Here is a 16,026-nt window from a genome sequence, read left to right as displayed (position 1 = left end):
GGCGCCCACGTGCCGGGCGCCCACGTGCCGGGCGCCCACGTGCCGGGCGCCCACGTGCCGGGCGCCCACGTGCCGGGCGCCCACGTGCCGGGCGCCCACGTGCCGGGCGCTCCTTCGCCTTCCGCGGTGCGCTGACGCCGTATGGCACGAGACGCCGCGCGGTACGTCGGCGCCGCCCCGGGGTCAGTCGGGCGGTGGGCCGAACTCTCCGCGCAGCCGCCGGGTGCGAAGCGCCAGTTCCAGTTCGAAGCGGCGGTCCGGGTCGTCCAGGTCGTCGCCCCACAACTCGCGGAGCTGCCTCAGCCGGTAGCGCACGGTCTGCGGATGGACCCCGAGCAGGGCGGCCACCTCGGGGGCGCCACCGCGCGTCTCCAGCCAGGCCAGCAGGGTCTCGGCCAGTCGGTGGGCGTGCGCCGGGCCGCCGGCCTCGTCGAGACGCGCCAGCCGCCGCCGCGCGAGATCGTCGATCAGCTCACCCGCGGGCAGCAGCACCAGGGCTTCGACGTGCTCACCGCAGTGCAGGAGCCGCCCTCGCGGCAGCAGACCCTGCTCGATCATCCGGACGGCGGCCTCGGCCCAGCGCAGTGACGTGGCGGCTTCCGCCAGGGGGACCGACGGGCCGATCGCCCCGGACCAGCCGGCCAGGGTCCGGTGCAGCAGCTCCGCGCGCCCGGGGGCGTCCGGGTCCGGTACGACCAGGCGCGGCTGCGTGCCCTCCATGTCGAGCAGCATCTCCTCGCCGACGGCAGGGGCGACGGCCTCCTGGGCGGGGCGGAGCAGCACCGCCACCGCCACCTTCCCGGGCAGCTGCCAGCCCAGGTCGCCCGCGCGGTCGGCGAGCAGGGCGGACGGGTCGGAGCGGTGCTCGGTGAGCAGGAGGTCGACGAGGAGCCGTTGCAGGCGCAGCCGTTCCCCGGCCTGGCGGGCGACGGCCTCGGCGTAGCCGCGTACCGACTGGGCGACCATGACGTCGAGGTACTCGAACGCTGACTCGGCGAGTTCGTACATGGCCGAGGGCGGGATGTCGACCTGCTGGCCGATCTCCGCCATACGCCGCCAGGAGAGGCGTACGCCCAGCCGGTAGATCCCCTGCAAGGAGTCCAGGCTGCGCCCTTGGGAGACCTCGCCGCGCCCGAAGTCCCGGAACAGTTCCGGGAGGGTGCGCGGCCGGGCCGACCCCGTGGCCATCTGTTCCACGAAGAGCTCCAGCGCGTGCCGGATCGCCACCAGGGCCTTCGGCTCTCCGGACTCGTCGGGGAGCAGCACGAGGCCCGGATACTCCTGCCGGATCGCGGCGAGGATGTCCTGTGCCAGTTCCGGGACCTGTTCAAGGGCCCGGTCGGCGAACTGCTGAATCCGTTCTCGTGGCACGTCGTGCCACGCTGACGACGCTTCCACCGCACCGCTCCTGGGTGTCCGGTCCCTACGCGTTCGGGCTGCGGGCTGCATGTTCCAACCTAGCCCGCGCCGGATCCCGCTGTGCTGGACGTGGCGTCCGTGGGCGGTTCGGGGAACGTGACGAGCGGCACATTCTGCTGCTCGGGTGTGGCGTCGAGAGCGGTGACGATTCCGTAGGCGGCGCCGGTGGCCAGGAGGGCGGAGGCGGCGCAGGTCAGGAAGGCGGCGAGCAGTCTGGACATGAGGATGATCGGCCTCTCGTTGATCGAGGTCTGTCACCCAGCGCACCGGCCCGGTCCGGCGCGGCCAGTATGAGAGGCGCATTGACAGATGGTCAAGGGCAGCCTAATTTCGCGGTCCACAGTCACTGTTACTGCCGGGTATCCCTTGTTGCCCCCGGACAGGCTGCACCCCGTGTGTGTGCCCCCTTCCCACACGGCCCACGAGCCCCCGCACGTCGCGCCCGTATCGGAGTACCCACATGCGTCGTTCAATATCACCTTTGTCCCTGATTCTGCTGGGTGTCGGAGTCTTCCTGCTGGTGTTCACCCAGCTGCTGGTCTGGTACGTGGAACCGCGCGCCAAGCGCACACCGACCGACGTGGACTCCACGACGGTCTTCACCGGTCCGGGCAGCTACTTCGACACGGGGTCCGTCTCCACGGTGGAAGGCCGGACGATCACCATCACCCGCCGAGTCCTGGGGGACGTAGCGGCTGGTGAGCGCAGCGGAAACGCCATCTGGGACGTGTCGACGCAGATCGACTCGCCGAAGACCCTCGCCCTGGGCGACCCGCGCAAATCCCTGCAGTGGACCACCGAGCGCTGGGTGACCGACCGCCGGACGAACCTTCCGGTGCACTGCTGCGACGAGAAGCCCGCCTTCGAGGGCGAGGCCTACCTGAAGTTCCCGTTCGACGTCGAGAAGCGCGCCTACTCCTGGTGGGACAGCACCCTGGGTGCCACCGTGCCGCTGGAGTTCCAGGAGGTCGTCAGGGTCGGCGGACGCCAGGGCTACCGCTTCGCCGGCAGCGTCAAGGCCACCCCGACCGGTACCCGGCTGGTGCCCGGCGTGCTGGTGGGCAGCTCGAAGCCGGGCCAGGTGCTGGCCGAGGAGTGGTACTCCAACGCGCGGATCGAGCTGACCGTGGACCAGCGCACGGGGCGGATCATGAACGCCCTGATCGCGCCGAAGAAGACGCTGCGCGCCCCGGGTTCACCGAAGGACGCGGTCACCCTGCTGGCCAGCGAGGGGCTGGAGTTCACCGAGGGGACCCGGCGTGAGCAGGTCGAGCTGGCCTCCGCGGACAGCGACCGGCTGAAGCTGCTCGGCGAGACCGCCCCCGTCGTGGGCGGCCTGGTCGGCGGCCTGCTGGCCCTCGGCGGCACCGCACTGCTGATGCGCGGCTCCCGGCGGGCCGACGACTCATCGGAGTGAGGAAAACGGGGGCGCCCAAAGTCCCGAAATTGTCATCCGGGTGAGTAGCGGGAACGAATCCCTGAACGAAGACTGATGTTACCCCGCGGTAGGGGCAATGTTTCCGCCCACGTCGGCCGCCACCCCCGGCGGCCCGCCACCGCGGCACCCGCAGTGCCCGAAACACCCGCAGTACGAGCCAGCCCAGCGCTTCATCCCCGGAAGCCCGGCACACCCTCATGCGTATCCCACCCGCAGCCGCCGAGTTGGAGCACCTCTATGCCCCAGCGCTCGTCCGCTCTGGCCCCGGGCCAGAAGGACTCCCGTTCCGTCCCCGCGCACATCCGTACCGGCAGCCACGTCACCGACGCGCTCGCCCCCGACCCGCACGTCGCGCCCCTCGGGGCGCCCGCGCCGCGTCGGATTACTTTCCTCGCCCGTCGCGACCTGGCCAACGAGGCCGCCGGCGGCTCGGAACTGCTCATCGACCGGATAGCCGGCGGTCTGAGTGCCGCCGGCCACGAGGTCACGCTCGTGTGCGGCGGCCCTGCCGCCGCACGCGACTACCGGGTGGTCTCCGCGGGGGGCGACGCGAGTCACTTCCCGCGGGCCAAGGCGACCTTCACCCGCGAGGTCGGCACCTGCGACCTGCTGGTCGAGGTCTGCAACGGCATGCCGTACCTGGCGCCGCTGTGGCACCGCGGAGCAACGGTGTGCCTGGTCAACCACGTCCACACGGACCTCTGGCAGATGCGCTACCCGGGCCCGGCGGCACGACTCGGACGCAAGCTGGAGCACTGGGCGCTGACCGGCATCCACCGGGACAACCTGATGGTGGCGGTCTCCGAGTCGACCGCCGCCGAGCTGCGCGACATCGGCGTGGCGGCGGACCGCATCCGGATCGTCAACAACGGCGTCGAAGACCCCGGCCCCCTGCTGCCCGAGGCGAAGGAACCGCTGTTCCTCGCCGTCGGCCGACTGGTCGAGTACAAGCGCATCGACCTGCTCCTACGGCTGTGGGAACGGGTACGTCCCGTCACCGGTGGCCGGCTCGTCATCGTGGGGGACGGACCCGAACGGGAACGCCTCGAAGCCATGGCCGGTCCCTCCGTGACGTTCGCCGGCCGGGTGTCGGAAGCCGAGAAGCACCGGCTGATGTGCGAGGCGTGGCTGCTGGTCCACCCCTCCCTCGTCGAGGGCTGGGGGCTGGTCGTCACCGAGGCGGCCACGCGGGCCACCCCCGCGATCGGCTTCGACATACCCGGCCTGCGCGACTCCGTCGAGGACGGGGTGACCGGCGTGCTCGCCCGGGGCGAGAGTTCTTTCGCCGCCGCGTGGTGCACCCTGTCCCTCAGCACCGAGCGGCGCGCGGCCATGGGGCGCGCCGCGGCGCAGCGTGCCCAGCGCTTCCGCTGGAGCGCGACGGTCCGTCAGTTCCAGGCGGTCGCCGCCGAGGCCGTGGAGCGCGCCACGACCCTGAGACGCGGCAGGAGCGGCCGTGGCTGAGACCACCGACCGCGCGTTCAAGGACCCGTCGCTGAGGCGATCGGCCTGCCTCTTCCGGGCGTTCATGCGCGAACCCCGGGAGCCCGAACGGTGCTACACCCTGCTGGCCCGCGACTCGGTCGCACAGGTGGCGCGCCACGTCGACCTGACCGGCAAGATCGTCGTCGACGTCGGCGGCGGCAGCGGCCACTTCACCGAGGAGTTCCGCCGCCGCGGCGCGCAGAGCTACCTCTTCGAGCCCGACCCGCGGGAGCTGAACGCCCGCGGTCGTACCACCGAGGACGCGGTGCTCGCCGACGGGTATCTGCTGCCGCTCGCCGACGGCGTCGCGGACGTGTGCTTCTCGTCCAACGTGCTGGAGCACGTGTCGGACCCGCAGACGTTCATCAGCGAGATGGCACGGGTCACCCGCCCCGGCGGACTGATCTACCTGTCGTTCACCAACTGGCTCTCGCCCTGGGGAGGCCACGAGACCGCGCCGTGGCACTACCTCGGGGCCGACCGGGCCCGCGCGCGCTACGAACGGCGCACCGGTCGCGCGGCCAAGCACACGCTCGGCGAGAACCTCTTCCCCGTCCACATCGGTCCCACCCTGCGGCACGTCCGCGGTCGCGACGACGTGCAGGTCGTGACAGCGCGGTCCCGTTACTGGCCGTTCCTCGCGAGCACGATCACCCGGGTGCCGGGACTCCGCGAGATCGCCACCTGGAATCTGCTGCTGATTCTCAGGCGAAGCCCATGAGCATGCGAAGCGAGGAACGGTCATGACCACTACGGTCCAGGCACCCACATGGGTGCCGCAGCCCGGCCCGACGCCGTCGGGGGCGTCCGGCGAGCCGCGCGGACGACGCCTGCTGTTCGGCTTCTGGGCCGTCGTGCTGGTGGCGTTCCTCGCCGTGTCACCCGGCAGGACGACGTTCGAGACCAAACTCGGCGTCGCCCTCGACCCCTGGCGCTTCCTCGGCGATCTCGGCTCGCTGTGGAACGGGAACGTCGGCCTCGGCGGCATAGCCAACCAGTACGTCGGCTACGCCTTCCCCGCACTTCCCTACTACGCGCTCATGGACCTGCTGCAGGTACCGGTCTGGCTGGCCGAACGGCTCTGGCTCTCGGTCATCGTGACCGCCGCCTTCTGGGGCGCGCTCAGACTCGCCGAGCGGCTCAGCGTGGGTACGTCCGCGTCCCGGGTCCTCGGGGCCGCGGTCTACGCGCTGTGGCCGACCTTCACCATCGTCATCGGATCGACCTCCGCCGCCGCGCTGCCCGGCGCCCTGCTGCCGTGGGTGCTGCTGCCGCTGACCTCCGCGGAGCTGAGCCCCCGGAAGGCCGCCGCGCGATCGGCGCTGCTGATCCCCTTCATGGGCGGTGTGAACGCCGCCTCGACACTGGCCGCGCTGCTGCCCGTGGGCCTGTACCTCCTCAGCCGCCCGCCCGGTCGGCGCCGACGCGCGCTGCTGGCCTGGTGGATACCGGGCGTCGTGCTGGCCACCGTGTGGTGGGTGGTGCCGCTGCTCCTGCTCGGCATGTACGGCGAGAACTTCATGCCGTACGTCGAGCAGGCCGACACCACCACGGCCACCATGTCGGCGACCGAGCTCCTGCGCGGCGCCGGCAACTGGGTGGCGTATCTGAACTTCGGTGAGGCGTGGCTGCCGGCCGGCTGGACCGTCGCGACCTCCGTCATCGCCGTTCTCGGTTCGGCGTTCGCCGCGGCGCTCGGCCTGGCCGGCCTGGCCCGGCGGGACCTGCCGGAGCGCCGCTGGCTGCTGCTCACCGTCCTGGCCGTCGTCCTGATCGCCCTCGCCGGGTACGGCGGAGCCGCCGGCGGTCCGTTCCACGGTGCCGTCCAGGACTGGCTGAACGGACCGCTGAAGCCGTTCCGCAACATCTACAAGTTCCAGCCGGGACTGGCCCTCGCGCTCGTCCTCGGACTCACCCATCTGACAGCCGTGCTGTCCGCGAGCAGAGGCTCTCGCGCCCTGCGCGCCCTCCCCGGTCGCCGCTGGGTGCCCGTGACCGCGGCGGTGCTCGTCCTGCCCGGTCTGGCGCTCCCGTACGTCAACGGCTCGATCCTCCAGCCGGGGGGGTTCGCCAAGCTTCCCACCCACTGGGAGAAGGCCGCCGGCTGGCTCAAGGACAACGCCCCGAACAGCCGGGCCCTGGTCGTCCCGGCGACGGCGCACGGCATCTACACCTGGGGTTCCCCCATCGACCAGCCCTTCGACGTGCTGGCCGAGACCCCCTGGGCGCAGCGGGACTTCGTCCCCTTCGGAACTCCCGGAGCACGCCGTATGACGGACGCCGTCGAGCAGGCGCTGCTGTCCGGCACCGAGGTTCCGGGCCTCCGGGCGTACCTCGCACGGGCCGGCATGCACGAGGTGGTCGTCCGCAACGACCTCGACCCCGACCAGATCGGCTACGTCCCGCCGCAGACGGTGAAGCGGACCCTGGAGTCGTCCGGCTACCGCAAGGTCACCGGGTTCGGCCCGCTGATGACCGGCGGACGCATAGCCGCCGACACCCCGCTCCAGGTGCAGGGGCTCTACCCGCGGCTCCAGGCCGTGGAGATCTACCAGCCGCAGGACGGGGCCGGGCGGCCCGACAGGGTCGGCGTCTCGGCCGTGGCCGACACGGCCGTGGTCAGCGGCGGACCCGAGGCGCTGCTCCAGCTGTCCGCCGATCCCTCCATGACCGGGCGACCGGCCGTGCTGGCCGGGGACCGGCTCCCCAAGGGCGTCGTCGCACCGGTGAAGGCGGTCGCGGACGGGCTGCGCCGCGCCGACACCCGGTTCGGCCTCGTCAACAACAACACCTCGTACACCTACACGGCGGACGAGCGCAATCACTCCGGCAGCCTGCAGAACCCGGGTGAGAAGCCCAAGCAGATCCTGCCGTCGGAGAGCATCGACCACCAGACCACGGCGGTACTGCGCGGCGCCGAGGCCGTGACGGCTTCCAGCAGTGGCAACTGGCTGTTCCACCTGCCGCAGCACGACCCGGTGAACGCCTTCGACGGCAACCCGGACACCGCGTGGGCCGAGGGCAGCCCGGGCAAGCCGGTCGGACAGTGGCTGCGAGTGGACTTCGCCCGGCCGACCGACATCCCGGCCTCCGTCCAGCTGACGCCCCTGCCGGGTGACGCCATGCGCGCGGCGCCCACGCAGGTGCGGATCGAGACCGACCGGGGTGCGGCCGACAGCCCCCTCCAGACGAACGGTCTGCGGCAGACGGTCAAGGCTCCCGTCGGCGAGGCCTCCTGGATGAAGATCACCGTCCTCGCCGCGCAGCAGGCGCGCCCGGGCCTCTCCGGAGCCGGGTTCTCCGAGGTGTCGATTCCGGGCGTCCAGGTGACGCGCATGCTGGTGCTGCCCGCCGACGCGGAGCGCACCGACGCGGCGGCGACCGTGTACTCCCTGCACCGTGGCACCGACGCGAGCGGCCTGTCGCCCGCGTCGGCGGAGGTGGGACTGCACCGGCGGTTCAGCACCGAGGAGTCGGGCGCGTACCAGGTGTCGGCGCGAGCCGTCGCCGTGCCCGGCGGCGCGCTGGACGAACTGCTCGACCGTTCGGCCCCCGGCTCGAAGAACCGGCTGACGGCCGCCGTGGACTCCACCAGCCGCAACGGCACGGCACTCGGTGCCCGCAACCTGGTCGACGGTGATCTGACGACCGCCTGGATCGCGGGCGACCGGCCGGTCGTCCACCTGAGCTGGCCCGGGATGAAGAAGATCGACGAGATCATCCTCGCGCCGGCGGGCGGGGTGTCCACCCGGCCCGAGCAGGTGATGATCAGCTCCCCGCACGGCGCCGCGGTGGCCGACGTGGACGAGAACGGGCGGATCCGCTTCCCGGAGATCGAGACGAACCGGCTCGACATCACCATCACCACGGTCGCCCCGCTCACCGTCCACAACCCGGTGGCGAACGCGCAGCTGCAGCTGCCGGTCGGGTTGAGCGAGGTGCACGTCCCCGCACTGGCCGATCTGCGAGTGCCGCGGCCGAAGCCGTCCGCGCGCTTCTCGCTGCCGTGCGGGCAGGGCCCCGACCTCGCCGTGGGCGGCGTCCTGCACAAGACGAAGGCCTCCGGACTCGTCCGGGACCTCCTCGAACGGCGTCCCGTCACCGTCGCCCTCTGCGCGGGGAAGGAGAAGGACGGCACCCTGGAGCTTCCGTCCGGCGATCACGAGGTGGAGGCGGCCGACGCCGGCCCGCTGGCGATCACCGACGTCACGCTGACCCGCGGCACCCCCCGGGCCGTCGAGGGAGCGGCGGGGCGCGAGGCCACCGTCACCAGGTGGAGCGACGACAGCCGGGCCGTCTCGGTGTCGGCGGGCGACGGCGAGGCCGCCTACCTGCGGACCTACGAGAACGCCAACGAGGGCTGGAAGGCCACCCTGGGAGGCGCGGAGCTGGAGTCGGTGCGCCTCGACGGCTGGCAGCAGGCCTGGGTGATCCCGGCCGGCGCGTCCGGAACGGTGACCATGGAGTTCGAGCCCTCCGCGCCGTACCGGGCCGCCCTGATCGGCGGCGGGTTCACGCTCGTCGTCCTGGCCGCCCTGGCCTTCGTGGGCCGTCGGCGCGACGACGGTGGCACCGCCGACGAGACACCGCCCCAGCCGGCGGCACCGGGGATGCTGCTCGGAACGCTCGCCCTGACCGCGGTCGTCGCGGTGGTGGCGGGGCCGTGGGCGCTGGTCGTGCCCGTACTCGCCGTGGCCGCGCGGCTCCGGCCGGGCGTGCTGGTGCCGACGGCGGCGGCGGCGATGGCCGGTGCGGGGATCGTCGCGGCCCTCGGCGCCGGGGAGCCGGTCGCCGACGGGGAGGGCGCGTTCAGCGGTCTGGCGCAGGTGCTCACGCTGGTGGCCCTGTCCGCCGCGCTGGTGACGTCGGCGCGACCGACGTCCCCGGCCGCCGGGCGCGGGGACGCCGACGGGGGAGAAGACGGCGGCGGGCGGGGCGGCGACGACCGGTCCGACGCGCCGGAAGCCGGACCGGTGGTCACGGCCAGGCCGCGCAGCGGCGACGGACACCGGTCCCGGCCGCCGCTCTGGCGACCGGAAGGCAGTGGCCCCTCGTGACCGCGCCGTGGGCACCCGCCGGGAGGGGGACCACCACCCCCTCCGGCGGGGTCCGGATTCCCTTTCCGACCGTCGACGAGGTGTCGCGGCACTGCCTGAACGACGACGAACCGGAGAGCGTGCACATCGAGGTCCACCTGCCCGGACGGCTGGACCCGGTACGGCTGCGGACCGCGTTCCAGCAGGCGCTGCTCACCCACCCCCGGGTGCTGGCACGAGAGGTACCGGGCCGTCGGCACCGGCGGTCCTTCGCCTGGGAGCTGACCGGCCGGCCGGACACGGATCCGGTGAACTTCGCCGGGCGGGGACCCGACGCCCTGGCGCAGGCCAGGGCCCGCGCCCTGGCGGAGTGCCCGCCGCTCACGGAGTCGCCTCCGATGCGCCTGGACGTCGTCCGGACGGACACCGGGCCCGATACCGGGACGGTACTTCTCCTGACGACGCATCACACGGCTCTCGACGCGCCCTCGGGACTGCGGGTGCTCGCCACGACCGCGGAACAGTACGGCGGCACGGCGGCCCTCCCGGTACCCGGGCGGGTCCGGCCGGGGCGCTCGGGTCCGGCTTCGAGCGAGACCGGCCGCACCCTGCGGGGGCGCCCCGTACGGGTCGCGCCGGACTCCCGCCCCGGGCCGGTGCGCGCCCGCGCCGTGGGCAACGGCATGGTGCAGGCGGACCTGCCCGTCCCGAGGCGCGCGGCACCGAACGGAGACCTCCCGTCCTGGACCGTCAACGACCAACTGCTCGTCGCCACGTCACTGATGGTGGGCCGCTGGAACGTCTCGCGAGGCCGGCCGGGCGGTCCGGTGCGGATCACGATGCCCGTGGACGACCGTCCACGGGGCACGGAGATGCCGATGGGCAACGGGACCCGGCTCGTCGAGGTGGCCATGACCTCCGACGACCCGCACGACGCGGAGCTGCTGCTCCGTGAGCGGCCGGCCCCGGAGGCCGTGGCACGGCTGCTGTGCGCCACCGCCCGGCGCACCCGCGCGCTGAAGTCGGCCGACGGCGCCCCCATGGGCGCCGGGGCGAGCCTGCTGACCGCACCGCTGCTGCCGGTCGGTGTCCGGGGCGTGCTCACCCGTGGCGCACGCCGGGCCGCGGCGTCCTGGACCTCGACGGCGCTGGTCACCAACATCGGGCGCGTACCGTACGCGCTGGACTTCGGCGACGCCGGCCGGGCGACGGCCGTGTGGTTCTCCGCGCCGGCCAGGATGCCGCGCGGGCTGAGCGTGGCGGCGGCTTCCACCGGCGGCCGGCTGCACGTGACGCTGCGCTGGTCGCGGACGCTGCTCGGTGACGCGGCCGGTGCGGAACTGGCGGACCTGTTCGCGGAGTCGCTCGCGACGACCTCGCTCAGCGAGGCCGGGGACGCTCCGGCCGGGGACGCGTCGACCAGGGTCGCTTCGGTCGGGGTCGCTCCAACCGGGGTCGCCTCCGCCGGGGTCGCTTCGGTCGGGGTCGCTTCAACCGGGGCCGCTTCGGCCGAGGACGCTCCAGCCGGGGTCGCTTCACCCGGGGTCGCTCCACCCGCGGTCGCTCCGGCCGAGGACGCTCCAGCCGGGGTCGCCTCGGCCCGGGGACGCGGAGGTTGCCCGGACGGGCCGGACCACCCCGGCACACCGCGTCCGCACACGACACCGACCGGAACCCGCACCGCCCAGGACAACCACAAGAGGCCGTCATGACCCGCTCAGCCACCGGCACGGCAGCAACCGGCGAGTCGCCCGAGGCGGCGGTGGCTTCGTCGGGTCCGCGCGTTCCCGGGCTGCGGGACTTCTACGAGAACCCCACCGTTCCGGTCGCCTCCGGGGAGGCCCGGACACTGCGGCAGGCCCGGATGCTGGCCGCCGCGCTGGGCCCCGTCGGTCCCGGCCGCCCGGCCGCGACCGTACTCGACGTGGGCTGCGGGGACGGCTCGGCGGGCGCGATCGCCGCGCGCGTACTCGACGGGCACCGCGTCGTGGGGATCGACTGGTCGCAGGATGCCCTGCGCCGGGCGGCGCCGCGCCTGAGCCAGGTCGTCCGGGGCGAACTGACCGGCAGCGGGCTGCCGTTCGCCTCCGGCAGCGCCGACGCCGTGCTGTTCAGCGAGGTCGTCGAGCACCTCGTCGACCCCGACAGCGCCCTCGACGAACTCCGCAGGGTGCTGCGACCCGGCGGACACCTCATGCTCTCGACACCGAACCTCGCCGCCTGGTACAACCGCGCGCTGCTGCTCGCCGGAGTCCAGCCGGTGTTCTCCGAGGTGAGTCTGCGCGGTATCCACGGCCGACCGGGCAGCGAGGTGGTGGGGCACCTGCGGCTGTACACGGCGCGCGCGCTCCGCGAGTTCGTGGCGGCCTCCGGGTTCGAGGTCGTGAAGGTCGCCGGTGCGCCGTTCCACGGAGTACCGCGCCCGCTCCGCCCGCTGGACCGGCTGGCCTGCGGGATGCCGTCGCTCGCCTCCATCCTCCTCGTGCATGCGAGAAGGGTGTAGCGCGTGGGGTGGGGTGTGGCCGCCGCGCTGGTGGCGAACGTCCTGTACAGCACCGGCTTCGTCCTGGAGAAGCGGGCGCTGGCCGGGATGCCGCCGCTGAGTGCCGCACAACCCGGCCGGGCCCTGCTCCTGCTGGCAGGCCGACCGCTGTGGATCTGCGGGGCCATGGCGCTGGCCCTGGGGTTCGCCGCGCAGCTCGCCGTCTACCGCACCCTGCCGATCGCCGCCGCGCAGGGCCTGTTCCTGTCCGGCCTCGTGCTCCTTCTCGTGCTCTCGTCGGTGGTGCTCGGCGAGCGCCCCTCGGGCCGTGAGCGGCGTGCGGTGGCTGTCATCGGTCTGGCGCTCGTGATGGTGGTGGCCTCGCTGTACGGGACCAGCGAGGAGATCAGCCGGACGGCTCCCACGGGCATCCTGCTGGCACTGTGCCTGCCGACCCTCGTGGCCGGCGTCGCGCTCTACGCCGCCGCCGAACGGCGCGCCCGCCGACGCCATCGGCAGCCGACCACCGGGGTGGCCTACGCGATCGCGGTCGGTCTGATCTACGGCGTCAGCTCGCTGGCGGTCAAGGGCGTCTCCGGACATCTGGACACCTCGGACCTGCTGGGCTCCGTGCCCGCCCTGCTCGCCTCCCCGTACCCGTACCTCCTCCTGCTGACAGGAGTCAGCGGCCTGGTGCTGTCGCAGACCGCCCTGCAGCGCTGCCGCGCGTCACTGATCGTTCCGGTGTGCTCGACGGTGACCTGCGTGTTCACCATCGTGAGCGGCACGATCGCGTTCGACGAGCCGCTGCCCGACGACCCGTTGCGGCTGTTACTGCGTCTCGGCGGCACCGTGCTCGCCCTGACGGTCCTGCTGACCCTGCCGCGACACGACGCGAACACCCCCACCTCCGAAGGAACCCGGCCATGAAGCCAGACAGCCCGCTGCTGAAGATTCTCGCCTGCCCGCTCGACAAGGGCCCGCTGCTCCTCGACGAGACGAAGGGCGCTCTCTACAACCCGCGCCTGCGCCGGCACTATCCGATCGTCGACGGCATCCCGCAGCTCCTTCCCTCCTCGGGTGTGCCCGCCGTCGAGGAGGAGACTCCCCTCGGGAGCGAACAGGACGCGTGAGGCTCTCCGCACCCTTCCGGCGAGAGGGGCGGCACAGGCCTGACGAAGGCCGTCCCGTCCGGGCGGCGCGCTGACGGAACACCGTACGGCCGATGACCTCGTCGCCCCGGAGGACGCCGTCCGACGACCCGGCCCTCGGCACCGGGAGTTCACCCGAGGTGTACCGGAAGACCGCCTGGTGATCGGTTGCGGGTCGCCCGGCTCGGCGGTAATGGCGGTCGGCCCGTGTCGTACGACTCCCCGGGCGTTCCCGTTCCGTGCGCCCCCTGGAGGACGTGTGCCCCCCGCCGCCGAGACCGTGCTCGACGAGGTCCACGGCGCGGAGGGGACAGGCGGGCCGCGGAGCCGCCCCGGCGCCCCGGCACGCGGCCCGCTGGCCCCGGCCGTCCTCGGGCCGTTCGCCGCCGCCCTGCTGACCGCCGTGCTGCTCTGCCTCGCGACCAGGCTCTCCCGCAGCCATCCGTTCGGGCCGGTCACCAGGAACGTCGTCGACCTCGGCCAGCAGTACCTGCCGTTCCACGCGTACTGGCGCTCCCTCCTCCTCGGCGACACGGACGGGGACGCCTTCCTCAACTGGAACTCCGGCTTCGGCTCCAACTTCCTCGGTGACATCGGCACCTATCTGAGCAGCCCCTTCGACCTGCTCGTCGTGTTCTTCCCCGCCGACCACATCGAACTCGCCCTGTACGTGGTCACCGCCGCCAAGATCACGGCGGCCGGGGCGGCGATGACGCTGCTGCTCCTGCGGCTGCGCCCCGGACCCTGGCCGGTCGCCGCCGTGCTGGGCACCGCGTACGCGCTCTCCGGCTGGACCTTCAACTTCGGCGCGTCCGTCCCGATGTGGCTCGACGGGCTCGTCGCCTTCCCGCTGCTCTGCCTCGTCGGGGAGTGGGCCCGCACCGGGCGCCGCCCCGTCCTCGGTCCTCTCGTCGTCGCGCTGGCCTGGGTCGCCAACTTCTACACGGCGTACATGGCCACGCTCGGCGCCGCCGCCGTCCTCCTCGTACGGCTCCTCACCGCCGAGGAGACGGCCTCCGCCCGCCGACGCCTCGCAGGGGCGCTCCGCGCCGCACGCGGTGTCCTCATCGGCGTCGGGCTCGCCGCCCCGCTCGTCGTGGTGGTCTTCCTCGGCACCAAGGTCGCCGACCCCACACCGGAGACCACCTTCGCGGCCGCCGCCTGGACGGACGTCCTCGCCCGGTTCCTGCCCGCCACCGCGAGTGTGGCCAGCCCCGCCCTCTTCATCGGCACGCCGGCGCTGGCGCTCGCCCTGACCCTGCCGTTCAACCGGGCCGTCGCCCCGCGCGTGCGTGCCGCCTGGTCGGCCGCGGTCGTCGTCGTGACGCTCTCCCTCCAGTGGGAGCCGACGCACCTCCTCTGGCACGCGGGAGCCTCGCCCAACGGCATTCCGTACCGTCAGACCTTCGTCCTCTGCGGGCTGCTGCTGATCGCCGCCTGGTTCTCGGCGGCCGGAGGGGTGCCGCGGCCCGCCGCGCTCGCCGGGGGCGGCGCCCTGCTCGGGTCGCTCGCCTGGGCGGCCCGGGGGAGCGTCGACATCGACCGGTGGACCTACCCCGCGTTCGGAGCCGCCGGGGTCCTGGCACTCGGCGCCGTTCTCCTCGCCGGGGCGAACGCCAGACGGAACGCAGGGCCTGACGCCCGGCCGCACACCCAGCCCGACACCGGGCTCAGCACCCACCGTGACGCCCGGCCGCACACCCCGCCTGACACCCCCCCGCACGTCCCATCCGACGTCCGGCCGCGCGCCCGGAGAACCACCGCGCGCGTACTGCCCGTTCTCGCCCTGATCCTGTTCGTCGTCGCCCAGGCGGGGGAGGCGGCCGTCACGGGGAAGCGGATCGAGGAACAGCAGCGGAGCAAGGTCGCCTGGTCCCCCCGGATCGGCCCCTGGCACACCTCCGTGGCCGAGGAGGCGGCCCGCGCCGACGCCTGGCCCCGCTACCGTACGGACCCCGGCGAGGTCCCCGGCGGCAACGACGTGCTCCTCGTCGGCGGCCAGGGCCCCGACTACTACAGCAGCCTCACCGCCGAGGTGACCTCCCGCACCCTGGCGTCCCTCGGCTTCGGCTACTACGCCAAGGGCCGGCATCCGGTCACCCTCGACAACCCGGTGACCGACGCCCTGTTCTCCATCGGCACCCGCATCCGCTCGCGCCCCACGGAGCGGGTACGGCAGGACGCGCCGCCCCGGGCCACGGTCTCCGTCACCACCACTCCCGTACCGCCGCTGGTGACCGTCCGTCCGCCGGGACGCCCGGCCACCCACGGCGGAGACTCCGCCTTCGCGCGGCAGGAGCGGCTGCTCGGTGCCGAGGTGTACGAGCTGCCGGTCCCCGCCCGCAGCGGACGCACCCTCACCGCCCGCTGCCCGGCGGGCTCCCAGGTCTGGTTCTGGGCGCCCGAGTACCGGGGCGCGGCGACCCTCGCGGGGGAGCGGCCGGTGGACTTCGAGGGCAAGCCGCCCGCCGTCCGCGCCCCCATGCGGGCCCTGGGCACCGTGCCCCCGTCAGGGGAGGTGCGGATCGCTCTGATTCCCGAGACGAAGCTGCGGCTGCCCCGTCAGCCGGTGGGCTGTCTGGTCCAGGCCCGGCTCGACTCCGCCGTACGGCAGCTGACCGGCACCGGAGCCTCACGGGTGCGAGCGACCGGTCACACGGTCACGGCCGAACTGCCCCCAGGCAGCACGGGCACCGCCGTGCTCGCGGCGCCCCGCATCTCCGGCTGGCGCTGCGCCGCCGGTGACGCGGAGCCCCGCCCCGCGCGCGCGTACGAGGGGCTCGTGGCCGTTCCGCTCGACGGCCGGGCGACCACGGTCACCTGCTCGTTCCGGCCCCCGGGGCTCCGCCTCGGCGGCGCCGTCGGCGGGGTCGCGCTCCTCGCCCTGGCGGTGACGGGAGTCCTGCACCGCCGGGCCCGGCGGTGAGAGACACCTCCGCGCGGACTTTCCACGGGAGACGACAAGAGTTCACCCGGAGTGCACGCGCGGATCGTTCGCCCGGAGAAGTGGGGCGT

11 protein-coding genes are annotated in these 16,026 nt (G+C 73.5%); 9 read left to right on the top strand and 2 right to left on the bottom strand.

The annotated features are described in order from the left end of the window. Nucleotides 1-183: 183 nt before the first annotated feature. Together ACFWV2_RS08555 and ACFWV2_RS08550 are read right to left on the bottom strand one after the other, a co-directional pair. Nucleotides 184-1,449 carry a PucR family transcriptional regulator gene (locus ACFWV2_RS08555; protein ID WP_384403699.1) on the bottom strand — a complete coding sequence of 422 codons (1,266 nt, stop codon included), beginning with the start codon at nt 1,447-1,449 and terminating at the stop codon, nt 184-186. An 8-nt stretch (nt 1,450-1,457) separates the two neighbouring features. Then, nucleotides 1,458-1,640, bottom strand: coding sequence for a hypothetical protein (locus tag ACFWV2_RS08550; RefSeq protein WP_384403697.1), 183 nt, complete (start codon nt 1,638-1,640; stop codon nt 1,458-1,460). A gap of 239 nt (nt 1,641-1,879) precedes the next feature. Here ACFWV2_RS08550 and ACFWV2_RS08545 point away from each other — a divergent pair, with 239 nt between their 5' ends. The 9 genes from ACFWV2_RS08545 (at nt 1,880) to ACFWV2_RS08505 (ending at nt 15,937) form a co-directional block, all read left to right on the top strand. Then, nucleotides 1,880-2,836, top strand: a complete 957-nt coding sequence (locus tag ACFWV2_RS08545; RefSeq protein ID WP_384403694.1) for a DUF3068 domain-containing protein — start codon at nt 1,880-1,882, stop codon at nt 2,834-2,836. Between the two features lie 258 nt (nt 2,837-3,094). Continuing rightward, entirely contained in the window at nt 3,095-4,321 is a 1,227-nt protein-coding gene (locus ACFWV2_RS08540; RefSeq protein ID WP_384403691.1) for a glycosyltransferase family 4 protein, read from the top strand. Nucleotides 4,322-4,385: 64 nt separating this feature from the next. Further along, nucleotides 4,386-5,063 (top strand): class I SAM-dependent methyltransferase, encoded by a 678-nt coding sequence (locus ACFWV2_RS08535; RefSeq protein ID WP_384404016.1) that lies wholly within the window; start codon nt 4,386-4,388, stop codon nt 5,061-5,063. Nucleotides 5,064-5,085: 22 nt separating this feature from the next. Further along, nucleotides 5,086-9,399 (top strand): alpha-(1->3)-arabinofuranosyltransferase family protein, encoded by a 4,314-nt coding sequence (locus ACFWV2_RS08530; RefSeq protein ID WP_384403688.1) that lies wholly within the window; start codon nt 5,086-5,088, stop codon nt 9,397-9,399. Between the two features lie 80 nt (nt 9,400-9,479). Beyond that, the gene (locus ACFWV2_RS08525) at nt 9,480-11,090 is read left to right on the top strand and encodes a condensation protein (protein ID WP_384403685.1); all 1,611 of its coding nucleotides are present in this window, start codon (nt 9,480-9,482) and stop codon (nt 11,088-11,090) included. Then, nucleotides 11,087-11,881 (top strand): methyltransferase domain-containing protein, encoded by a 795-nt coding sequence (locus tag ACFWV2_RS08520; RefSeq protein ID WP_360789101.1) that lies wholly within the window; start codon nt 11,087-11,089, stop codon nt 11,879-11,881. Before ACFWV2_RS08525 ends, ACFWV2_RS08520 begins: the two co-directional genes overlap by 4 nt. Nucleotides 11,882-11,884: 3 nt before the next feature. Continuing rightward, a complete protein-coding gene (locus ACFWV2_RS08515) occupies nt 11,885-12,790 on the top strand; it encodes a DMT family transporter (RefSeq protein ID WP_384403682.1) in 906 nt (301 codons plus the stop codon). Beyond that, entirely contained in the window at nt 12,787-12,993 is a 207-nt protein-coding gene (locus ACFWV2_RS08510; RefSeq protein WP_384403678.1) for a Trm112 family protein, read from the top strand. The genes ACFWV2_RS08515 and ACFWV2_RS08510 overlap by 4 nt, the downstream gene beginning before the upstream one ends. Nucleotides 12,994-13,270: 277 nt before the next feature. Continuing rightward, a complete protein-coding gene (locus ACFWV2_RS08505) occupies nt 13,271-15,937 on the top strand; it encodes a YfhO family protein (protein ID WP_384403675.1) in 2,667 nt (888 codons plus the stop codon). The last annotated feature ends 89 nt before the right edge of the window (nt 15,938-16,026 follow it).

The organism is Streptomyces sp. NPDC058671 (assembly GCF_042716475.1).
Taxonomy (GTDB): Bacteria; Actinomycetota; Actinomycetes; order Streptomycetales; family Streptomycetaceae; genus Streptomyces.
This window is presented reverse-complemented; position numbering and strand designations above follow the sequence as displayed.